Source organism: Paenibacillus sp. FSL R7-269, assembly GCF_000517865.1.
Lineage (GTDB): Bacteria > Bacillota > Bacilli > Paenibacillales > Paenibacillaceae > Paenibacillus_AQ.
This window is the reverse complement of the sequence record NZ_ASPS01000029.1, coordinates 25,309-48,398: the sequence shown is the minus strand read 5'-3', so window position 1 is coordinate 48,398 and position 23,090 is coordinate 25,309. Positions and strand designations below refer to the sequence as shown.

The window sequence follows — 23,090 nt, the reverse complement described above, 5'->3', positions numbered from 1 at the left end:
TCGAAACTTTTTAAGCTTTGCCTTTCTCGCTTCCGCGATGATTCTGTTGAAGTAGCTTCAATATGATTAGTTTTCAGACACGCCCTAACAAAATATTTCTTTCTTCAAGAATAATAGGGGCCTTAAATGGTTTGGTAATATTCCAATAGGCTTCTGAAATTAATTCGCAATTGATCTGAGAAATTGTGAATTCTAATCTTTCTGCTGCTATGAGTATACTATTGAGACCGTAGTTTAATAACCAGTACTCCCCCTTAACTATCATCATCATAAGTTATTTGTTAAAAATCAATAACCTCGCGGCAATTTCCTGAAAACTCTAAACATGGTGAGATGATCATTTTGCTTCCTCCCTTGATATTAATTATAATAAGTTGCTTGTGCATGCCACATGCCAGCATAGACCTTCTTTTTATTTAGCAGCTCTTGGTGTGTGCCATACTCTACGATCTCGCCTTGATCAAAAACCGCCACCTTATCACAAAAGGTACAAGAAGACATTCTGTGGGAAATGTAGATCGTCGTTCTCCCCTTAGCCAAAACATTAAAGTGTTGATATATTTCTGCTTCAGCATAAGGATCTAGTGAGGATGTGGGCTCATCAAGTATTAAAATCGGAGCATCCTTTAGAATATTCCGCGCAATTACCAGCTTCTGATATTGTCCACCGGAAAGTTCAATTCCACTGCTGTCCAGTGTCTTGTATATGGATGTGTTTAAGCGTTTAGGTATTTCCTGAATTTTTTCGAATAGACCGACTTGCTTCAGTACCTCTTCCATACCATCTTCCGACCTTTGACTTTCGTTATCTAGGTTTTCTCTAATCGAGAATGGAAGTAGCTTATAATCTTGAAAGACGACAGAGAGAAGCTTCATATACTCCTCATAATCGTATGTCTGAATATTTTTTCCACCTAATAAAATTTCGCCTGCCTGTGGTTTATAAAGTCTGCATAGTAATTTAATGAAGGTTGTTTTTCCAGCACCATTAGGGCCTACAATTGCCAGCTTCTCGCCCATTTGAAGGATAATTGACACGTTCTTAAGTACTAATGATGAATCATCGTTATAGGAAAACGATACATTTTTAAATTCCAGCTTTAAATCATTGGGGAAGATACGATTACCGTCTTTATCAGGTTCTGGAACCCGGTTAAAAGTAATGAAGTTGTCGATGTGCTTACACATTTGCCTGAATTCAATGACAGACCTGGTCAGCTCTGTCAGATGATTAGAAAGTAAATTGGCAGATGAAATATACATCGTAAATTGACCAATCGTTATATTTTGTTTAAAAACACGGTAGGCCGCATAAGCAACAATAGCTGCATTCTGTATTTGAATAGCAAGTGAAGATATCCCGTAGCTCTTACCTTTGTAATGGGTTATTTTATCGTTGGCTGTAATCGCATCTTCATGATATTTCTTAGTTTTATTCATAATAAAAGGCGATATGTTATAAAGACGAATATCTTTTGCAGTAAAGAAGTTAATGGCCAGCCCTATATAATACGACCATTTCCGATTAAACAATACTTGATTTTGCTCATGTTCAAACTCTCTGTTCTTCATTTTTTTGTATATATATGAATTAAAAATCACTACTGCAACCACTAAGAGAAGGATATAAACATTCATTGTTACTACTATGATTAAAAACCCGATAAGCCCAACAACACTCTGTATAAAACGATTAAGTAATCCTACAATAGTCATCTTATTGTTGATAAAAAACATCACTTGCTCCCGCAAGTTGAGTACCTTCGCATCCTCTAAATATTTAAAATGAACATCCATAATCTTTTTGCCCAGCTGAAGCTCGATATCCGCCATAAGCAGATGATTTTTCAATTCCAAACTTCTTGCCATTAGCCTATCAAGCAAGCCAATGACTAAATTCCCAATAACCATTATAGAAATGTACATGATCAACTGACTAGCAACTTTGTAGACGGTTAATTCATCGATTATAAAACGCAGCATGATTATATTAACAAAGGGCTGCGCAGTTTGAACAAGTGCTGATAGAATCACAAGTATAAAGTAGTTCTTGGATAAGCCTTTTATAAGCTGGATGTAAGAAATAAATGTTCGGATATCATGCTTCATCGGAGTATTCCTCTCCAGCAGATTGATAGTACTGGCTTTGGACCTTAAACATTTGTGCATACTTACCATCAAACTTCATTAATTGATTATGATCGCCATATTCAACAACCGTACCATTTTCAATGTAGGCAATTTTATCGCAAAAACGAGTGCTAGATAGCCGGTGTGAAATATACAACACTGTTTTATTTTCTACGATTTCATTGAAGTTTTTATACAATTCATATTCTGCCAATGGATCTAAAGCGGAAGTGGGCTCATCGAGAATAATAATACCTCCGTTTTTATATAGAGCACGCGCTAGAGAAACCCGTTGGCTTTCACCACCGGATAACTCGATACCATTTTCGTCTAAAATCTTGTACAAACTCGTATGAATCCCCTGCTTAAATGAACTTATCTTCTCTGCCAGCCCAACCTTTCTTAGACATTCATTGACTAATTCGATATTCATTTCCCCGCGTTCTTGGAGTGAAATATTCTCGGCAATGGAATAGGCAAAGAGCACAATTTCTTGAAAAACAGTGGAGATAAGAGCGAGATACTGCTGCTTAGGGAAGGATTGAATGTTTATTCCATTCAGCAGGATTTCACCCTCAGACGGCTTATATAAACGACATAGTAATTTAACTATTGTCGTCTTTCCAGCACCGTTCACGCCCACAATAGCGAGCCGCTGCTCTTGCTCAATTGTCAAGCAAAAATCCTTCATCACAAAGTTATCCGCACCCTCATACTTAAATGATACATTCCTGAATTCAATCGAATAGGGCGGCGATAGATGCTGATCTGCGGGAAGGGCAGAGTCCTCCTCTTGTTCATAATACAAAAACTCACGTAAATCGCTAATACGCAAGGTATTATCATTAATATCCACCAAGCTGCTCATACTATTTTTAATAGCGTGATAGAATACAGCAATAGATGCCGAATACATGATAAAATCACCAATGGAAATTTGGTTATGCCATATCAGGTAGGCCAAATATGTATACGAAACAACTTCGCCAAAAAAAGAGAATAATAACTCTACGCTTTGAACAAAAAAATATTTCTTAGATATCTCTTTGGCCAAAAGAAAACGCTTACACTTTGCTATATTATATTTATTAATTAAAAACGGTCCGTAGTTGAACAAGCGTATATCTTTACCGTAGCTAAAATCCTTCATAATGCCGCTTATTACATCTTTCTGCCGCTCCTGCTCTGAAATGGCATCCTGCTTGTGGTAATGAAAGCTTTTGGCGTGATTAGTAAATTTCGCTAGTACAAACGCCATTACAACATTAAAGATAAAGAGTAAGGGGTGAAGCGTCATAATAATGGCCGCATAACCCAATACAATGAATATATTGCTCATCAGTGAAGATATTTGCGGCAAAAAACTATTTACCACACTATAAATTGTCATTCTTGCGGTATTGGATTTGTTCAAAAATTCAGCGTTTTCAATATTAGCATAATCTGTTGTTAGGTTAACGTTGGTATATTTGCGTAAAAATCCATACACAATTTTCAGACAGTTATTTCTCTGTTCGATAAAATTTATCGCGAAATTCACAACAATCAAAGCACCTGTGCTACAAACAATTAACATAATGAGCATATTAGAGCGGTTTTGTCCCGTTAATTCGTCAATGATTAACTTAGGCATGAATACCGCTAAAAATGGTTGAATGCTGACAAAAACCGTTAAACAAAGTGTCATTAAGATATATTTTTTATCAAAAAACCATGCTTTCCCGATGATATACAGAGTGTTTTTGTACTTCACATTTAACGTATCTATGTATGCAATATGACATCAGTCCTTTGATTAATATTAGTTACTATGTTAACCGGGCTGTCGTGGCTTCATTTAAGCCTACTAGGTTATTCAATTCCCCTTCAGTGCTGCGACAATTTCCATGCCTGGGTTGAGCTCGGGTTCAATGCCCTTGAACTCAGAGCTATAAATAAGGTTAATCAGGTCCACACTTAAATCGGGACTTTGCTGAATCACTTCAGCTATGATGACTATGTAAAATTTGGTGCTTCATTGGAATTTCCGCCTCTAATTGATACCTTATCATATTTCCCGGCTCCCGGCACAAACACGTCCTCCAGCACCATGCAGCACTCCCCTATCTCTCGCCAATTCTGAGAATTCCCTCTCACCGACCGCTTGTATGGATTCGCATACATTCTAGAATCATCACGGAAGTCCCAACTCCAGTACAATCACAAGTGGAAACGGCTTTGCCGTCCTTTTAAGGGACAGTACCGTTTCAGCGAGAAATAGAAGGATAAGTCATCGTGTGAAACATATAATTTCTTGTATTTCAAAAAAAGCCCACCCGTAATCACGGATGAGCTTGGTATTAGCTGCAACTTCGTCTTATTCGCTACGTTTCTTAGATTTACCCAGGGTCACAATCGTCATCATCATCCCTACAAGGCCCATGCCTAACAGCAATCCTTGCGAGAAATCCATCACGTTGCTTGCGCTAGGCTGAATCACTTGGCTGGCAGCAATGGCTGCAAGTGAGGCCAGGAACAGCGTCGATACCTGTTGGTTTTTGAATTGTTTTTTAATCATGTTAGACACTCCTTAGCAGGTTTTTATTTTGTATACAATCTTAGATTTTATAAGCCTTCATCGCTTTTCTGATCTCCTTGATGCTAGGGCGCTTGCCGTACATCAGGACGCCGGTGCGGTAGATCTTGGCGGCGAGCCAGCCGAAGAGGAAGGTTGTAGCCAGCAGGATCGCCAGCGAGACCATGATCTCCCAGAAGGCCACATGTCCGACCCCGATGCGCAGCAGCAGGCTGAGCGAAGAGGTGAATGGCACGAAGCTCGCGACCTTAACCAGCAGAGTGTCCGGGTTCGAGATACTGAACAGCGGCAGATAGAAGCTGACGAAGCCCAGCATCATGACCGGCATCACGGCCTGTCCCAGATCCTCTGTCCGGCTGACAATTGAACCGACAGCGGCATACATCAGGGCGTACAGGAAGTAGCCCAGGATATACAGGATGAATCCATAGACGAGAATTCCGGCATTCAGCTGGCCCAGATCCATATTGAAATCACTCAGGATACTCGAATTGTGCGGCAGCATCAGGTTGACGGCGATGGCAGCCGAGATAATCGCGATCTGCATCAGTCCGACAAGGAAGATTCCGATCACCTTGCCGAACATTTGGGTTAAAGGCGAGGCGCTGGTGATGAGAATCTCCATAATGCGCGAGCTTTTCTCCGAGGTAATCTCGGCTGAGATCATATTCCCGGTCATCATGACTGACATGAAGAACAGCATCAGCAGAACATAGACTACTACATAATTGATAACAGGCTTCGCTTGATCCTGATCTGAGCCATCCACTGCTCCGCTGGAACTGAGCTGCTCTGTACCGATGGAGACTGGAGCGAAGATTGCCGCCACCTGGCTCTCGGTCAGCTTGTCGCCGACAATCAGCCCGGTATTCACCTGCTGTAGAGCCGCTTGCAGATTCGTTCTCAGCTGGCTGCTGATGTCTCCGTCTTTGCTGTGATACGTAACCGGTGGCACCCCTACACTGCCCTTGTCGGCAAAGGTAAGATACCCCTCAATCTTCTCATCCTCCAACCCCTGCTTCAGCGCAGCATCCTCAGCGGAAGGATAAGCGGTAAATACGACTTTATCGTCTGCTTCAGCCGGCGGAGTATAAGCGAGCAGCAGCTCGGCGGGCCGGAAGCCCTGCGTGGCAACTATTCCGATCTGTGTCGCGTCCTTGGCACCGTCTTCTCCCTTGAACACTTTGATTAGATAAGGAATATTCATCCCAATGCTAAGCAGAAGCACCAGAATCAGGGTCGTAATCATGAAGGATTTCGTTCTTACCTTGTTCTTGAATGTGAAGCCGATAATGGTTGCCATTTTATTCATTGGATTCACCCACCGCTCTGATAAAGATTTGGTTTAGCGTCGGTTCCTTAATCTCGAAATGCTCGACCTCGCCTTGAGCCACAGCCAGCTGCAATATGCGCTGCGACGCTCCCAGGTCATTGATGGATAACACATACCCGCGCTCTTGCCGCTGCACTCCGGTAACTCCGGCAATCTCGGTAAGTCCGTTCACTTCCCCGGCGGTGCGCAGTACAACCTCTTCCCGCGGATACCCCTTCTTGATCTCGCGGATATCTCCCTGAACTACGGTGTTCGAACGGTCAAGAATCGTGATATTGCGGCATAATTCCTCAACATGCTCCATGCGGTGCGTGGAGAACAGAATACTCGTTCCCAGATCCCGCATCTCTCTGACTGTATCCTTGAGCAGCTCCACATTGACCGGATCGAGGCCGCTGAAGGCTTCATCCAGGATCAGAATCTTCGGCTTATGGACCACAGCGGCGACGAAGCCCATCTTCTGCTGATTACCCTTGGACAGCTCTTCAATCTTCTTATTGTAATATTCCGGAACATCGAAGCGCTCCAGCCAGTACTTCAGGCTCTTATCCGCTTCACTGGCGGACATCCCGCGCAGCTGCGCCAGATAGATAATCTGATCGCTTACTTTGACCTTCGGATACAGTCCCCGTTCTTCCGGCAGATAGCCCATCAGATGCTGAAGCTCCTTACTATACGGCTTGCCGTTATACAGGATGCTCCCTTCGTCGGGATAGATCAGGCCGAGCACCATGCGCATAGTCGTTGTTTTGCCGGCGCCGTTGGCACCCAGCAGACCGTAAATCTCGCCTTGCTCCACCTTTAGACTGATTCCGTTGACGGCTGTCTTCTCACCGTACTGCTTCACTACCTGCTTCAACTGCAATGCTTCCATTCTTATTCCCCTCTCTTCTGGTCGATCAGAACCGGACGATGTCCCCGGGTCCATAAGCTTAGGATTTCATCCAGCTCCAGGCTGCGGCTCTTGAGTACCTTTACGCCCAAATCGTGGATGCGTTTCTCATACAGATAAATTTGTTGGGTTAAAAAGGAAGCCACACCCGGCGTCTCGAGCTTCAGCTCCAGCGCTTGTGGCAGCTCGGCTGCGAGTGCCTGCAGGTCCTGCTCGTCTTCAATTTGAACCCACAGCTCAGCCCAAGAGCCGAATAGACTGTCCTTCTCGGCCATTCCCAGCAGCTGCCCCTGATGCATCAGCACGATGTAATCGGCCAGCCGCCGCACCTCATCCACAATATGGGTCGAGATGACAATCGTCGCCTCGTGCTCCTCCATGTAGTTCTGCAGCGTATCAATCATAGTCTTCCAGGCAAAAGGGTCCAGGCCCGAAGAAGGCTCATCCAGCAGCAGCAGCAGGGGCTTCGCCGCAAGGGCCGCCGCAAGCTCGAACTTGCGGCGCTCACCCTTAGACATTTTACCCAGTCTGGCATTCTCTGGCACTTCAAACCTCTGGATCAGCTCCTCGAAATAGCTCTGGTCCCAGGAAGGATACCAGTGGCTGCGGAAAGCCGCCGCCTCACCGGGTGTCCAGAAGTTCTCCTCTGGCTGGGGCATCTCCGGCACGTAAGAGATGGTCTGGCGGAGCTCCATCGGCAGTACACCGCGGTAAGCCTCTTCATACCAGCGGATCTCCCCTTCATCCGGCAAAATCAGCTGCAGGAGCATATTCAGCAGCGTGCTTTTGCCCGCGCCGTTCTGGCCCACCAGCGCTGTAATATATCCTTGCGGCAGCCGGAGATTCATCGGCCCGATGGTTTTGTTCCGCCGCTTCTTGCAAACATCCCGCAGTTCTATAGCTTGCTGCCCCATCAGCTTCCCCCTCTTTCTGCCTGCTTCCCGTATTTGCTCTTCACAATCTCTGTGAACAGCCTGGTCAGTTCCTCTTCGCTGCATTGGACGGACAGTCCCGCCTCCACGGCGCTCTCCAGCGCCTTGCGGATGGTCTCCTGCTTATAGTCCTCCATGGCTCCGGTCCCGATATGGGATACGAAGGTGCCCGTCCCCTGCCGGGTCCGCAGCAAGCCTTCGTTCTCGAGATCCTGATAGACGCGGCGGACCGTAATGACACTGCACTTCAGGTCACCCGCGAATTCGCGGATGGAAGGGAGCAGCGTCCCTTCTGTAATCGCACCTGAGATAATCAGCGATCTGAGCTGCGTCTCAATCTGATGATACAGCGGCTCTGCGCTGTTCTCATTAATTTGTATAGGTATCCACATCATTTACACCTGCCTTCCAGGCCCGGCCCCCGGATGAACGCCTTGCCCCGTCTCATACGAGATCACGGCTCTTCAGCCGGTAAATCGTCCACTTGCAGAATAGCTGCATGGATAGAACACCCGCTGCAAGTGCACCCCACATCAGCGGAGAGCCCAGCCCCCATGACCTGGAGGCAGCGACCGTAGCGAGCAGAATATTGCCTCCCGTCAGGTAGACTAATCCTGACACGCCCACCGCCAGCAGCATAACGGATGAGATGATCCAGAAGTACATGACGCCGCTGACCGAGAACTCGATGATAATGTAAATGCCTGCGACAATTAGACTGTAAGCGATCCAGGTAAAGGCAAAAGCCAGATACGAAGCAGGCGGCAATTCCGCGCGTATTCCAGGGCTGAACAGATAGATCAGGCTGAAGTACAGCGTGCCGTTCATGACAACGGCGAACAGGGTATCCAGCTTTCTTTTACAGAGAACAGCAGCTACAGGCACCGGCAACGCCCGCATATACCCCAGCATCCGGGTATAGGTATCCTCCGAGATATACTTCATGTTCCGCCGGGAAAAGGTGATCGTGAGCATAAGCATCATCGTAACCATCAGAACATCGCTGAGCAGCTGCTTGTCATGTCCTGTTAACGTATCGTCGATGACCATTCCTGACAGCGCAGCAAAATATCCCATGAACAGGAGCGAGAACAGTAGCGCCCACAGCAGCTTCCAGCGGTCACCGTGGAATTCGCTGCGTACGATGACCCATGCTTGCTTTAACGTCGTCATAACCTTTAACCTCGCTTTATTCTTCTTTGAGCGGCAGAAGCCGCCAGATCTGCTTAACTTCAGTGTGTATCTATGTGTGCTTACTGTATATATCTATATACACAGTATATGACCTGTGCTTTTCACTGTCAATAGAAAACCTCGGCTATTTTTATTCACAAAAAAACCCCGCACATGGGCGGGGTTGGTTGGACTTTATTTATAGGAGCATACGCAGGATTTACGGCACAAGTCCCGGATTTGAATGCAAATACCACATGAAGCTAAGTCAGTATGTATACTTTGACGTTTTTTGTCGTACAATATCTCTTATGCGACTTTTTTGGAGCGAAGCAAGAGAAACTATGCATACTTACGCATAATCAAACAGCAATGCGTTTATTATAGGTCATTTCCTAACTTCTGTATAGAAACTTCGCCGGACCAACCCCTCTATTTCCACAACGATGTTCAATTCGTGTCTCTGCAATTTTTGTCGAATCTAATCTATTGAATGAACGTACGCAGGCTGTCCTCTACAAAATCCGGGGCAGCCTTTTGAATCTGTTGAACGGTATGGAGATACCGCTGGGTGGTATTGATGTGGGAATGCCCCAGCGATTCCTGAACCTGCTGAAGTGACGCTCCCTGGAGCAAGGCCAGTGTGGCATTCGTATGGCGCAGCCAGTGCGGCGTCAGTTTTTTCTCAATCGTACTGGCAGCTCCGGCGTTCTTAATAATCCGTTCCACCTGCCGTGAAGATAACGGAAACATCCTCTGCTCCGGGGTGACCTCTTCCTTCCTTGGCAGGGTCTCAGACAACTTGGAGTACAGCTGCCAGAGGGTCGGCGGAACCTTGATTTCTCTGAGCTTGCTCCCCTTGCCGTTCTCCACGGTCAGCCAGACCGAGGTCTCCAGCAGATCATTATGGAAGTCCCCCCACTTCATCGCCGTCAGCTCCGATACCCGCAGACCCAGTACTACCAGCGTCAGCCCGATCAGATAGTTGCGCAGTCCTTGCTTCTCCAATACATCCAGTAATTCTCCCACCTCCCGTTTGGTCAGGAAGTTCTTGCGGCTGGTCACGGTTATTTTGGGGATGCGCACCGAGGAGGTCGGATTCACTGCAAAGATCCCGATATGCTGATCACTTCCCCATTTATAAAAAGACTTCAACGGCGCAAGGAATGCCGCTATGCTTGCCGGTGCCAGCTGCCTCTGATAGCTGTAGCCCCCCTGCGTCAGGAAAATCTTATACGCCTCAATCTCCCTCCAGCTAACTGCCCGTAAGGAGGTGCCTGCAATAAATCTGCGGAAATCAGCAATCGCGCGCTTATAATTCCGACCTGTATTAACATTCGTACAGCAGGTAGCCATAAACATCTGAACAATCTGATCATCGCTTAGATAGCCCTCTTCCGGGTACACCAAGCTGAGCGCCGTACGGCTAAATTCGGTCTGACTCATTCTTTTTTCATCACTCCTCAGGATTAGACATGTCGCATAAGAGATATTGTACGACATTTTTGTGGTATTTTGTCCCATTATCACACAGGGATGGCTAAAGACCGGAACATGCAAGATCAGCAGAAGGTAATGCGAAGAACTCAGGAGGGAGACGGAGACAGAGTAGCAGCTGCGGGCCAGCCAAGTAATATGAGAAGCCGGAGGGTAACTATGGAGACCGTTTTGCAGAAACAATATGTTGAATTCGGGGTAGATCACGAGCATTATGCGATCCCGATCTCAGATGTCCATGAAATTATAAGAATGCAGGAAATAACGGAGATCCCCAGCAGCCGTCATTATGTTAAGGGCATTATCAACCTCAGGGGTAAAATTGTGCCAGTGCTCAGCCTTAGAGTGCTGCTCCAGATGGAGGAAGTGGCCCATACCAAGCATACACGCATTCTGGTGGTTCATCACCAGGAGGAGTCTCTCGGCGTCATTGTCGACAACGTGAATAAAGTGACGACCTTCAGCGATATTCAGCCCGCAAATGGCAGCATCGCCGGAATCAGCGGTTCCTTCTTCAATGGAGTAGGCTTCTCTTCTTCCGGGCTGGTCGGCATTCTGAGGCTGGATGAGATCCTGCTGCGCGACTAAACAAAGGCTACACGGAGAGAAGGCGAACTATGGTTGATTTATCGGAATACCGAGGGATTTTTCTGGAGGAGCTGGAGGACCAGCTGCAGTTGATCGAGGATGAGGTGCTCAGGCTGGAGCAGGCCGGGGAGACGGAAGTCGGAATCCAGCAGTTCTTCCGGGCGGCCCATACCCTTAAAGGCTCCTCAGCCTCTATGGGCTACAACGGGCTGAAGGAAGTCACGCATCATCTGGAGCATCTGCTGCATCAGATGCGGGGCGGGGAACGGAGGGTCACGCCGGAGCTGATCCGCCTGTTCTTCGAAGCGCTGGATGGAATGCGCGCGCTACAGAGCGAAATCGCGGCTACGGATCAGGAGACCACAGATGTATCCGGTCTGGTTCAGCGGCTGAGTACATTCGCAGCGGAAGGGCAGCGGGAGCCAGAGGATAAGGCCCCCGCTGTGCAGACAAGCCAGGCCGAGATGCCCCTCCAGTTGTTCTGGGTGCATGTGTGGCTCTCTCCCGGCTGTGAGATGAAGCTGCCCCGTCTTCACCTGATCGATGCCAAGCTGCGGAGTATCGCTGCGGTCCTGCGCATGAAGCCGGAGCTGGAGGAGATAGAGGACCACGACAGCCGGATCGACGAGGCCTCCTGGTTGCTGTCGCCCAAGATTGATATCGGGGAGCTCCATCAGGAGGTCTTATCCATTATGGATGTTGATCGTATCTACATAGAAGAAGTGCTTAACGATTCTCCGCGTCCCGGTGAATACATGAGACCGCCCCATCTAGAGACTGGAAGCCGGGAGCTCCCGGAAGCACCCGAATCCCCGCCGTCTGCCGCTGACAAAACCAAGCCGCAAACCATCCGCGTCCAGGTGGAGCGTCTGGAGAAGCTGATGAACCTGGCGGGTGAGCTGGTCATCGACCAGACCCGGTTCCATCTGCTGAACCGCAGATTCCACCAGCAATACGGAACCAATGATCTGACAGAGGAGCTCGGCCAGCTTGCTGACCATCTGGCTATGATTACAGGCGAGCTGCAGGAGAGCATGATTAAGGTGCGGATGCTGCCGATAGAGCAGCTGCTGAGCCGCCTCCCCCGCATGGTCCGGGACTTGTCCGGCTCCCTGGACAAGCAGGTTGAGCTGGTCCTTGAAGGCAAGGAGACGGAGCTGGACCGGACGCTCATTGAGGAGCTTGGCGACCCGCTGATCCATCTGCTGCGCAATGCTGTCGATCACGGCATAGAGACCCCTGAAATCCGCCGCAAGTCCGGCAAAAGCGAGACCGGAACCGTCCGCGTCGCCGCCTCCCACGAGGACAACCAGGTCATCCTGGTCATCGAGGACGACGGAGCCGGGATCGATTCCGCCCTGATTGCAGAGTCTGCTCTGCGGAAGGGTATCATTACGGCAGAAGAGGCCGGCGGGATGACTGAGGATGAAGCGCTGCGGCTTATTTTCCGGCCCGGCTTCTCCACAGCTCAGCAAATCAGTGATATTTCCGGCCGCGGAGTCGGGATGGATATCGTCCGTAATGACATTGAACGGATTAACGGCATGATCGATATTGAGACCACCCGGGGAAGAGGCACCCGCTTCCGGATTCGCCTGCCCTTAACACTCGCCATCATCCGGGGTCTGCTCGTTCATGCCGGAGGAGCGACCTTCGTGATTCCCATGAGCAGCGTGGCCGAGATTGTCCGCGTCACTCCAGAGGAGATCAGCTCTGTCCGGGGGCAGAATGTCATTACCGCACGGGGCCAGCTCGTACCGGTGGTCTGGCTGCAGGATGTCCTGCGGCTCCCCGCAGGCGCGGGCGGCAGCGCAGCATCCATTCCGCTGATCATCGTGGGGCGGGGCGAGAAACGGCTGGCATTGGCCGTAGATACACTTATCGGCAATCAGGATATCGTAATCAAATCGCTCGGCTCCTACATGGGCAAGACTGAGAATATATCAGGAGCTACCATCCTGGGAAATGGAAATATCGCACTGATCATAGACATAGCCAGCTTATTTTTCACTACGGGAGTTTTCGCTTAACAAAATCATGTTTATTGGGGGAAACAGGTATGAAATGGTTCTATAATCTAAAAACAAGCGTGAAATTAATCTCGTCCTTCCTGATCGTCGCTGTTATTCTTTCCTTCGTGGGTCTCTACGGACTGAGCAATCTCGGCTCTATCAATAAGAGTCTGGATGATATGTATGTGAACAATCTGGTTCCCGTCTCCTCCCTGCAGAGCTCGCAGAACAGCTTCTCCGTCATGCGCGGCATCGTCAGGGATCTGTACATTAAGCAGACCCCTCAGGAACGCCAGCAGAGGGTAGAAGATTATAAAAGAGAGAAGCAGAACGTGCTCGATAGCATCGCCGCCTTCCGCAAAACCAAGCTGAGCCCGGAATCGGTTCAGACCATTGCCCCTTTTGAAGCTGCCTGGAATGAATATTTGCTTACCTACGATTCCCTGGTCAGCCTCGCGCTGAGCGGACAGGACGAGAAGCTGCTGGAGATGCTGCGCAGCAGCACGCTTAATAGTCAGGGCGATACCTTGAAGCAGATCCTGAACGATCTGATTCTCACCAATACCAGGGAAGCGGATCAGGCCCGGCAGGCTGGAGCCGTACTCTATAGCTCTTCACGCAACATTACCCTCGGCATTATTATCGGCGCGGTTATTCTGTGCATCCTGTTAGGGTATATCATCTCCCGCATTATTTCTAATCCGCTGGCGAAGGTTGTCAAGGTTCTCTCGAAGGTGGCTGACGGCGACCTGCGCAGCCAATCCGATATCGATACCAGAGATGAAATCGGCATTCTGGCTGCCAAGGTGAACGAGATGGTCGCTAGCCTCCGCAAGACAGTGGGCTCCATCCTGCTGCATTCCCAAAGCCTGTCCGCCGCCGCCGAGGAGATCTCCGCCAGTACGCAAGAGGTGGCAAGCGGCAGCACGACTACAGCGGATGATGCCGGGACCATTAGCGAGTTATTCAAAGAGCTGTCCAGTGCAATCCACTCTGTAGCCCAGAATACCGAGCAGGCCTCGATGATTTCCGATGAGACGGTAACCATTGCCGAGAACGGGAACAGCATCATTCAGGAGTCGATGGAGAGCATGCAGGCTGTCAGCGGGCAGATGGCTAAGCTTGAGGAGGACTCGCAGAAGGTCGGTGAGATTATCGATGTCATCGAGGATATTGCAGATCAGACCAACCTGCTCGCTCTGAATGCCGCCATTGAAGCAGCCAGAGCAGGCGAGCAGGGCCGCGGCTTCGCGGTTGTGGCCGACGAGGTGCGCAAGCTGGCTGAGCGCAGCGGCGAGGCCACCAAGCAGATTACCAGCATCATCAAGGGAATGCAGGTGAATACACGCTACAGCGTGAGCGCTGTACAGGAGAGTGCGGAGCTGTCGCAGAAGACCGGCGTTTCTTTTCATCAGATCGTGACGATGGTCAACAGCGCCGGCCAGAAAATATCAGAAATCGCCGCCGCCAGCGAAGAACAAGCCGCCCAGTCCACCAACGTCCTCGCTGCCGTGGAGAGCATCTCCGCCACCACCCAGCAGTCCGCCGCCAGCAGCGAAGAAACCGCCTCTTCCGCCCAGTCCCTGGCCAGCCTGGCCGAGGAGCTGCAGAGTACGGTGTCTTCGTTCCGGTTGTAGCTCTTGGTTCATTCAGGTGCCTGCAAGCTCTCTTTCGGAGCTTGCAGGTTTTTTTGTTTATCTTGCAGGATCAGACGGGTATACAGTATCTTTAATTATTGGAGGAATGTGTAATGGATGATTCTTGGTTCACGGTTACAGCAATCGATAATTCAACCTTCGCCATCAGCGAATACGGTCATTGGGAACAGGTACATTCCTTCCTGTTACTCGGAGCAGACCGGGCTGCACTGATCGACACAGGGCTTGGCATAGGGAATATCCGCAGCATCACCAGCCAGCTGACCAGGCTGCCCATAGATGTCCTTACTAGTCATGTTCATACTGATCATATAGGCAGCCATGGAGAATTCGGGCGGATTCTGGTGCATGAAGGTGATCAGCACTGGCTGATCCATGGTATCCAAGGCTTGTCTCTGGAGCAGATTAGGCGGAATATCGGCCGGGATATCACACGCCAGACACCTGCGGGATTCACTCCCTCTACCTACACACCTTTTCAAGGGGAACCGGCAGGATTGCTCCATGACGGAGATACGGTTGACCTGGGCGGCGGACGGATCATCACGGTATATCATACGCCCGGGCATTCACCAGGCCATCTATGCTTCTTTGATAATCAGCGGGGGTTTCTCTTCAGTGGCGATCTGCTCTATGACACCATGCCAGTCTACGCCTTCTACCCTTCCACGAATCCCGCTGAACTGACGCGCTCCCTGATACGCATTTCAGAGATTAGCGGCGTCCGCAAAGTATACGGCTCACATTATACTCTTGGACTTGAACCTGAGATTCTTCAAGAAGCAAAGTGTGCGGCTCTATATCTGCAAGAGCAAGGGCTTGATCATTTTGGAACAGGAATCCACCGATTCAATGGTTTTAGTGTACAGTTCTGAACGCAGCCGGTGGCGTTAAGTGGATTTTGTCCATCTATTTTGACGGCACCGCCCCATTCACGGACAACAGTTGGAAAAAACGACATTTAATTTCTTCGATTCCGTCCAATTCGATGATTTCCGGGGAATTAGGTGGACTTTTTCCAATTGCTTACCTGCAAATATCCGCATCGCTGGAATTAAGTGTGCTTTTTCCAACTATGATCCTTGCCCCTCTTCGCTGAACCCATCGATTAACGAAATCCCCTTGGTAATACGCACTGTACTCTCCTGCAAGAACCCACGGGTCCAATCGTCAGCCTGTGTTATATCCCAACTCCGGTGCATGCCGACGACTACGATAATTTCACGCAGTTTAAGAAACAAATCCAGTTGACTCTTCCAGCCATCGGGGAGCTGCCGGCCATCCTCCGTGTAGCCTAGCTCGAAATGCCGGATAAAAAGCTCGTATTGCGCCTTACGTTCAGACCTCGAATCTTCCCCAAATACATATAGTAAATAATAGAGCTGGATAGCAATATCCTCGGCATACCAGCTGTACTGACACTCATCGAAATCAAAAAGCGTGATCCGCCCTGACTCATCCACTGAGAAATTGCCTACGTTGATATCCCCATGAATTAAACCAAAATCATCTGAGGTGACAGGCAGACTGGCCAACTCTGCTTTTAGTCCATCAAGGGCATGTATAATGGGCCCAAGCTGTGCCGGTAAATAATCTTTCGCCCGCATAAGGTATTCATTAGTCTCCCAGGTATGCCTTCTGGATACCGGTTTGTACCGCTTAGTCAGTTCATGAAGCCGGCCTGTAATACGGCCACATTGTTCATATAGCATCGGGTTCCCCAGGCATTCCGGATATCCAATCTTCTTGCCGGGTGCATAATTGAACGCTGCTGCGTAAAAATCCATCGTATTCCCATGAATACGCTCAACGTCCTTTCCATTCACCGATCGAACCGGAGCTGAAACTGACACCCCTTTCTCCGCTAGGTAACGAATCCATTCGATTTCGGCTGCAACTCCCTCGGAGGTACGAAGTGTCCCCGGAGTAAAGCGAAGAATATATTGGGACTCACCGAGGATATAAGAATATATGAAGTTTTGAAAGCCTCCAATGAAGGTCAGATCCTTGGGGCTAATCCCAAAGCGCCTAGCACCTTCAGCAGCATGTTCGTCCAGAAACATTCGTTTGATGTGTGGGTCCATGTTTTCTCCTTAATGATTGAAATTAAACTGCATTGTTATTCTTAACATTTGGCGAGTGCAATCCCACGCGCATTGTAATCGGTTTTTCGATTACATTTCGCCCACTCCAAGCCCCTAACCCAAAAAAAGCCCGCCCCTCCCCCGCAGCAGCGGCAGATGGACAGGCTTCTCCCCTATTTCAAGGCATCTCTTCCCTTCGGATTACGCGCCCAGGATGATTTCCCAGACTGGCTTGGTATGGCCGCCCGGATAGAAGATATACAGCAGTACATAGACGGCAACTCCGGTGATGGCAGTGATGAACCAGATGACAGCGGTCACTCTGCCCCACTTGCGGTGCTTGGCATACTTGGCCTTGAAGCCGAGCGTCAGCGTGGTGATGCCGAATACGGCAGCGACGGTAGCCAGCACGATGTGGAAGATCAGGAAGACATGGTAGATCGTCGTCAGCTCATCCGGGCCGCCCCAGGAGGTATTGCCTACGAACACCGTTCTTGACGAGTACACCAGGAAGAACAGAATCGCTGCCACTGCAGCCGCAATCATCGTCTTCTTGTGCGCTTCGCGTTTGCCTTGAATGATCTGTCTCCAGCCGATTGCCACCAGCACCGCGCTTATGACGATGAACGATGTGCTGATCGTAGGAAACAATGTGAAAATATCCATGAATATCCCCCTCGGTACTTACCAGCTCATTATAGTTCAGACCTCCTCCGCCAGTGCAGAGGGTGACGCGGACACATCTGTGTCCTCTTGTCCGTTCTCTTTTTTATACCAATGATAGAACACATAAGCAAGCATCGAGGCGAAAATAAATTCCTGAATGAACTTCATCACGATGCCGCCGACCTGCTGATCTACCTTGGGAGAGAGAGATCCGAAGAAGCCGGGACCGCCAAAAGCCTGCAGTAATGCAGCCGGACTCTGCGGAACACAGTAGCCCATCGCCTTCGCCCAGGTGCCCGGGTCGCTATATGTAGCATAGAGGGGGGAGCCCGCAAAGATTATCAGCCCGCAGGCCGGTGTCAGCAGCACCATGTTCAGAAAGATGAAGCCTACCTGCCCCAGACCGCTAAGCGCCCGGTATTCCGGCAAGGGGTTGATCAGATTCCACCACATCAGCGCCGAGGTCAGGAACAGGACGCCATAATACAGACGGTGAACGGTGAAATGCAGCATGACATAATCATGGATGGCGGGGATATGGTAGAGCGAGAACAGGCCATTGAAGAGCAGGGCCGCCACCACCGGCTTAGCAAGAAAAGCCAGTCCCTTCAGCGGATTCACCCGCAGCAGAGCGCGCCAGCACCAGTCGGGAATACCGAGCATAATCAGCGGAACCGCCACCAGATAGGATAAGGCCATACTGACCATATGGAAGGAAAATAAGATATGTCCCAGCAGACTGACCGGTCCCCCCTGCGCCAGATAGAGGGCTAGTATTCCGCATAAGAACAGCCCCCTCCGCCAGAAGGGGACTGCAGTGCTGCCCTCAAAACGGGAGGCCAGCGGACCGATCAGCACAAAATATCCGGCAGTCAGGAGGAGCATCAGGGCCAGAAACAGCGGACTCCATAGTTCCGTAAAGCTGAAATATTGCAATCCCGGTATCATCCTCAAGACCTCCCCGGAGATAGAATCAATCCCACCATACCCAATAGAGTGCCATTACAATACAGGTGCCTGCGATAAAAAAACCGCCCAGCATGAAGATAATCGGGATCATATGCCCTTTGTCCTTCAGATGCATCCAGAAGCCCATCTGCAGGAACACTTGCAGCACAGCCATTACCAGCAGCAGGATGATCGCAAAGGTAGCATTCACCCCTCCGGCCGCCACCGCGGCAAAAGCGATCAGCGTCAGCACCACGGAGAACACAAACACCACAATATGCCGCTGCGGTCCTTCCGGACGGTGCCGGTGCTTCACCGCAGAATCTGAAGAAGGCTGCTTCGTCGTCATGGCTTCACCCCACCTTTCCGAGCAGGTATACGACTGTGAAGATAAAGACCCATACCACGTCAATGAAATGCCAATACATCGCCGACACGTAGATCTTCGGTGCAGTAACGACCGTCAGGCCTTTATGCAGCAATTGTCCGATCAGCACGGCAATCCACAGAATCCCGAAGGCAACATGGGCACCGTGGAACCCGACCAGCGTATAAAAGGCCGAGCTGAACGCACTCGTCGTCATCCCGAATTCCTCATGCCGGATATATACACTGAACTCGTAGATCTCCAGGATCAGGAATGCAAGGCCAAGCAGGACGGTCACCAGCAGCCAGTTCCGGAGCTGGGCCACATTTCCCCGGTGCATGGCCTGAATGGCGAACACACTGGTCAGACTGCTGACCAGGAGGAGAAGGGTCGCTGCTGCAACCAGCGGCAGGTGGAACAGCTCAGCCGCCGTGGGTCCCTCATTCGTCTGATTGCGCAGGGCCAGGAATGTAGCGAACAGGGTGCCGAAGAGCACCGCTTCCCCCCCGAGGAACAGCCAGAAGGCCAGCACTTTGTTGCGTCCTTCCAGGGTCGCTTTCTCAGGTTCATGCGGGAGTATACCGTCCGCCGCTTCAGCATGTGCCGTTGTCATCTCTGCTCACCTTCTTCCAGCTCTTCGGGTTCAATATGCCATCCGTGATCGTCGAACAGCGACCGCATCAGCATCGATCCGAAGGTAATAAGAAGCCCCAGCGCCGTAACAATATAGTTATTGAACAGGAAACTCATTATGCTGCTGCTGAATTCATCGCGGCTGAACATGAAGCCAAGGCCCGCAATGAAGATACCGACGGACATCAGGAACGGCAGAATCGTGGCTGACGGCATATGAATCGGGCCAATCGGCTCCGCAGGAGTCATGGCTTTATGCCCGGCCATTTTCTCTTTCCAGAAGGCATCCAGGCCCCGCACCAGCGGCGTCTGCTTGAAGTTATATTCCGGCGGCGGCGAAGGTATCGTCCATTCAAGCGTCCGCCCGTCTTCCCACGGGTCTTCCGGCGCATCCGCCGGCCGTCTGGAGGTCAAGAATACATTTATAAGGAAGATAATCATGCCCACTCCCATCAGGAACGCTCCCACTGTACTGACCAGGTTGAGCGTATCGAACTGCTGGTTCGGCAAATAGGTGAATACGCGCCGCTGCATCCCCATCAGCCCCAGGAAATGCTGCACGAAGAACGTTAAGTGGAACCCGATAATGAAGGTCCAAAAGGTCCACTTGCCCAAGGATTCGCTGAGCATGCGCCCGAACATCTTCGGCCACCAGTAGTGCAGCCCGGCGAACAGCCCGAGCACTAGACCGCCGACAATGACGTAGTGGAAATGCGCCACCACGAAGTACGTATCATGGAACTGGAAGTCCGCCGGCGCGGAAGCCAGCATCACCCCGGTTACCCCGCCCATCGTGAAGGTAGGAATGAACCCGGCCGCGAACAGATTCGGAGTCGTGAACCGTACCTGTCCGCCCCACATGGTGAACAGCCAGTTGAAGATCTTGATCCCGGTCGGAACGGCAATCAGCATGGTAGAGACGGAGAATAAGGCGTTAGCTACCGGACCAAGGCCGGTGGTGAACATATGATGCGCCCAGACCATGAAGCCCAGGAAGGCGATCAGAATCGTCGCAAAAACCATGGAGCTGTACCCGAACAGCCGCTTGCGCGAGAAGGTCGGAATGACCTCGGAGATGATGCCGAAGGCCGGAAGAATCAGAATATACACTTCGGGATGGCCGAAGATCCAGAAGATATGCTGCCACAGCACGGGATTGCCCCCACCGTCAACATCGAAGAAGTTGGCATCCAGTATCCGGTCGAAGGTAAGCAGGACAAGTCCTACGGTAACCGCAGGGAAGGCAAATAGAATAATGGCTGAGGTAATAAAGGTAGCCCAGGCGAACATCGGCATCCGCATGAAGGACATCCCTGGCGCGCGCATCGTAATGATGGTAGCCAGGAAGTTAATCCCGCCAATCAGGGTGCCGAGACCGGCAATCTGTAGTCCTATCGTATAAAAGTCCACTCCATGCGAGGCGCTGTAGCCCTTACCTGATAGCGGGGTATAAGCCGTCCAGCCCGCATCAGGCGCGCCGCCCATGACCCAGCTCAGGTTCAGCAGAAGACCGCCGAACAGAAAGGTCCAGAAGCCCAGCGAGTTGAGAAAAGGAAAGGCGACATCCCGCGCGCCGATCTGCAGCGGAATCACCGCATTCATCAGCGCGAATATAACAGGCATGACTCCAAGAAAGATCATGGTCGTGCCGTGCATGGTTATCAGCTCGTTGAAGGTCTGGGCATCCAGGAAGGTATTCATCGGCTTGATCAGCTGAATACGGATCAGGATTGCCTCCAGGCCACCGATGCCGAAGAATAGACCTCCGGCCCATAGATACAGGATGGCTATTTTTTTGTGGTCGACGGTGGTAATCCAGTCCATCAGCCCGGTATGCCGCTTGGCGCTGTGGCCGGGCTGCAAGGGCTGGGAGGGCTGCAAGGATTGCGCTGCGTGAGCCAAGGTATGTACCCCCTTATCAAATATGCTGCTTCCGCTTCAGTCATAAGCCCCTATTCCAGCGTATAACCGGCCAGATATTCGGCAATGCCGTCGATCTCTTCATCACTTAAGCCCATATCCTTCGGGTTCGGCATCTTGTTGCCGGGCTTCACACTCTGCGGATCATGCAGCCAAGTCTTCAGATTCTCCAGGATTGGCGCCCCGTCTTCACGGGTGTCATCATTAAGCAGAATTCCCGCAACCGATTCACGGGAGCCAATTCCGGTCAGGCTGGGAGCCACCGGTGATGCGGGCATGCTGCCAATCGCGTGGCAAGTCAGGCACTGGGACTTGAACTTCTCGGCCAGTACCGGGTCTTCCGGCATCACCGACTCCGGCGCCTTCATCGAAGCCACCCACTTGTCAAAGGCTTCACCGCTGACCGACTTCACCTTAAACTCCATGAACCCGTGTGAGGGTCCGCACAGCTCCGCGCATTTCCCCCGGTAAACGCCTTCATTCGGCGCACTGAAGCTGAAGCGGTTCACCGTGCCGTCGGGATTGGTGTCCATTTTCCCGGCAAGCGAGGGTACCCAGAAGGAATGCAGCACATCCTTGGTACTCAGCTCGAAGGCAATATGCTTGCCAGTAGGAATAATCAGATCCTGCGCGGTCGTTATTCCGTAATCCGTATATTCGAACTCCCACCAGTACTGGTGGCCGGTCACCTTGACCTTGATGGCGTCCTTGTCATCCGAATGATCATTGCCGGCAGCGAACACCACCTTCACCGTGGGAATCGCCAGCACAATGACGAGAATAAGCGGGATGACCGTCCACAGCACCTCCAGCTTGAAGCTGCCCTCCACCTGCTTCGGAATCTCATCCTGATCCTTCTTCCGGCGGAAGCGAATCCATACATAAGCCGCAATGGAGAAGACGATCAGCAGCACCACGATCATGATCGTGATCGACAGCTTCATCAGTCCGTAAGAGCTTTCCGCTACGGGTCCCTGCGGTCTGAGTACCGACAAGTCCTCCCGCCCGCATCCGGCCAGAAGGAGTCCAAGCGCTGCGGTCATGGGAAGAAGCCGCTTACCAGCCTGCCACGTTTTCATCATTGATCTACCCCGCTTTTCCCGAATTCGTAGATTAGAGTATTTTCCTGTCAATTATAACAATCACTATTAATATAAGTTCGGCCTACGGTTTTGTCAATCGTTCACAACAAATTCACAAAATCATTTTTAAATCGCATAAAGCTTGTCAACACTGATTTTATAAGCGCTTTCATTTTTGCTGGAAAACTGTTAAACTACTTCTGAAGCGTATTCATATGTATTTGTGTCTAAACATTCATTTGACATACGAAGACAATCTGCAAAGGGCATACAAAAAAAACCGATTCCAGAAACAGCAGGCTGCCCGGGCACGGTTTATGAGAATCCTCATGGATGTTATCGCTTGAATGTAGCTTACATATATAGTTGTCGGTATCACACAGCACAAAACAGAATCTGGCTGCTTTTTCAGGAGACGGAAGAATTCATTCTAACCAGCTCATGCTCCACAACCATGGTCAGCTCTTCCTCATAACCTCCCGTGATCCGATACTTCCGGACGTACTCTTTCACAAATTTCTTGGGATCTTTGGGCCGGAAAATACGTGTCATTTCCCGTAGACTTTCCTTGACTTCGTTATGACCTTTACTTGCCATGAT

21 protein-coding genes are annotated in these 23,090 nt (G+C 50.2%); 4 read left to right on the top strand and 17 right to left on the bottom strand.

Annotated features, from left to right (window positions below):
- Positions 1-360: 360 nt before the first annotated feature.
- From C162_RS14935 to C162_RS14895, 9 genes are all read right to left on the bottom strand, one after another.
- A complete protein-coding gene (locus tag C162_RS14935) occupies positions 361-2,109 on the bottom strand; it encodes an ABC transporter ATP-binding protein (protein WP_036695288.1) in 1,749 nt (582 codons plus the stop codon).
- A complete protein-coding gene (locus C162_RS14930; RefSeq protein ID WP_036695287.1) occupies positions 2,099-3,883 on the bottom strand; it encodes an ABC transporter ATP-binding protein in 1,785 nt (594 codons plus the stop codon). Before C162_RS14930 ends, C162_RS14935 begins: the two co-directional genes overlap by 11 nt.
- A gap of 603 nt (positions 3,884-4,486) precedes the next feature.
- On the bottom strand, positions 4,487-4,687 hold the full coding sequence (locus C162_RS14925; protein WP_036695286.1) for a hypothetical protein: 201 nt from the start codon (positions 4,685-4,687) through the stop codon (positions 4,487-4,489).
- 40 nt (positions 4,688-4,727) lie between these two features.
- Positions 4,728-6,017 carry an ABC transporter permease gene (locus C162_RS14920; RefSeq protein WP_036695285.1) on the bottom strand — a complete coding sequence of 430 codons (1,290 nt, stop codon included), beginning with the start codon at positions 6,015-6,017 and terminating at the stop codon, positions 4,728-4,730.
- On the bottom strand, positions 6,010-6,912 hold the full coding sequence (locus C162_RS14915) for an ABC transporter ATP-binding protein (protein WP_036695284.1): 903 nt from the start codon (positions 6,910-6,912) through the stop codon (positions 6,010-6,012). Before C162_RS14915 ends, C162_RS14920 begins: the two co-directional genes overlap by 8 nt.
- A 2-nt stretch (positions 6,913-6,914) precedes the next feature.
- Positions 6,915-7,844, bottom strand: coding sequence for an ATP-binding cassette domain-containing protein (locus tag C162_RS14910; RefSeq protein ID WP_036695283.1), 930 nt, complete (start codon positions 7,842-7,844; stop codon positions 6,915-6,917).
- Complete coding sequence (locus C162_RS14905; RefSeq protein ID WP_036695296.1) at positions 7,844-8,254, bottom strand: GntR family transcriptional regulator; 411 nt, start codon at positions 8,252-8,254, stop codon at positions 7,844-7,846. The genes C162_RS14910 and C162_RS14905 overlap by 1 nt, the downstream gene beginning before the upstream one ends.
- 52 nt (positions 8,255-8,306) lie before the next feature.
- Entirely contained in the window at positions 8,307-9,035 is a 729-nt protein-coding gene (locus tag C162_RS14900; RefSeq protein WP_036695282.1) for a hypothetical protein, read from the bottom strand.
- Positions 9,036-9,521: 486 nt separating this feature from the next.
- Positions 9,522-10,481 carry a tyrosine-type recombinase/integrase gene (locus C162_RS14895; RefSeq protein WP_036695281.1) on the bottom strand — a complete coding sequence of 320 codons (960 nt, stop codon included), beginning with the start codon at positions 10,479-10,481 and terminating at the stop codon, positions 9,522-9,524.
- Positions 10,482-10,691: 210 nt separating this feature from the next.
- On the opposite strand from C162_RS14895, the gene C162_RS14890 reads away from it, so the two are divergent.
- The 4 genes from C162_RS14890 (at position 10,692) to C162_RS14875 (ending at position 15,665) form a co-directional block, all read left to right on the top strand.
- Complete coding sequence (locus C162_RS14890; protein ID WP_036695280.1) at positions 10,692-11,120, top strand: chemotaxis protein CheW; 429 nt, start codon at positions 10,692-10,694, stop codon at positions 11,118-11,120.
- A gap of 29 nt (positions 11,121-11,149) precedes the next feature.
- Positions 11,150-13,150: a chemotaxis protein CheA gene (locus C162_RS14885; protein ID WP_036695279.1), complete on the top strand. Its 2,001-nt coding sequence runs from the start codon at positions 11,150-11,152 to the stop codon at positions 13,148-13,150.
- 29 nt (positions 13,151-13,179) lie between these two features.
- Positions 13,180-14,769 (top strand): methyl-accepting chemotaxis protein, encoded by a 1,590-nt coding sequence (locus C162_RS14880; RefSeq protein ID WP_036695278.1) that lies wholly within the window; start codon positions 13,180-13,182, stop codon positions 14,767-14,769.
- Between the two features lie 113 nt (positions 14,770-14,882).
- Positions 14,883-15,665 (top strand): MBL fold metallo-hydrolase, encoded by a 783-nt coding sequence (locus C162_RS14875; RefSeq protein WP_036695277.1) that lies wholly within the window; start codon positions 14,883-14,885, stop codon positions 15,663-15,665.
- Between the two features lie 198 nt (positions 15,666-15,863).
- On the opposite strand, the gene C162_RS14870 is transcribed toward C162_RS14875, so the two are convergent.
- The 8 genes from C162_RS14870 to C162_RS14835 all read right to left on the bottom strand — a co-directional run bounded on the left by C162_RS14870 (position 15,864) and on the right by C162_RS14835 (position 23,087).
- Complete coding sequence (locus tag C162_RS14870) at positions 15,864-16,874, bottom strand: phosphotransferase enzyme family protein (RefSeq protein WP_036695276.1); 1,011 nt, start codon at positions 16,872-16,874, stop codon at positions 15,864-15,866.
- A 201-nt stretch (positions 16,875-17,075) separates the two neighbouring features.
- A complete protein-coding gene (locus tag C162_RS14865; protein WP_036695274.1) occupies positions 17,076-17,540 on the bottom strand; it encodes a DUF420 domain-containing protein in 465 nt (154 codons plus the stop codon).
- Between the two features lie 36 nt (positions 17,541-17,576).
- On the bottom strand, positions 17,577-18,485 hold the full coding sequence (gene ctaG / locus C162_RS14860) for a cytochrome c oxidase assembly factor CtaG (protein ID WP_036695295.1): 909 nt from the start codon (positions 18,483-18,485) through the stop codon (positions 17,577-17,579).
- Positions 18,486-18,513: 28 nt separating this feature from the next.
- Positions 18,514-18,837 (bottom strand): cytochrome C oxidase subunit IV family protein, encoded by a 324-nt coding sequence (locus C162_RS14855; protein WP_036695273.1) that lies wholly within the window; start codon positions 18,835-18,837, stop codon positions 18,514-18,516.
- Between the two features lie 4 nt (positions 18,838-18,841).
- Complete coding sequence (locus tag C162_RS14850) at positions 18,842-19,468, bottom strand: cytochrome c oxidase subunit 3 (protein WP_036695272.1); 627 nt, start codon at positions 19,466-19,468, stop codon at positions 18,842-18,844.
- Positions 19,465-21,312 carry a cytochrome c oxidase subunit I gene (gene ctaD, locus C162_RS14845; RefSeq protein WP_051493522.1) on the bottom strand — a complete coding sequence of 616 codons (1,848 nt, stop codon included), beginning with the start codon at positions 21,310-21,312 and terminating at the stop codon, positions 19,465-19,467. The genes C162_RS14850 and ctaD overlap by 4 nt, the downstream gene beginning before the upstream one ends.
- 128 nt (positions 21,313-21,440) lie before the next feature.
- Positions 21,441-22,490 carry a cytochrome c oxidase subunit II gene (coxB, locus tag C162_RS14840; RefSeq protein ID WP_036695271.1) on the bottom strand — a complete coding sequence of 350 codons (1,050 nt, stop codon included), beginning with the start codon at positions 22,488-22,490 and terminating at the stop codon, positions 21,441-21,443.
- A gap of 408 nt (positions 22,491-22,898) precedes the next feature.
- On the bottom strand, positions 22,899-23,087 hold the full coding sequence (locus C162_RS14835; RefSeq protein ID WP_019913840.1) for a hypothetical protein: 189 nt from the start codon (positions 23,085-23,087) through the stop codon (positions 22,899-22,901).
- Positions 23,088-23,090 lie beyond the last annotated feature (3 nt).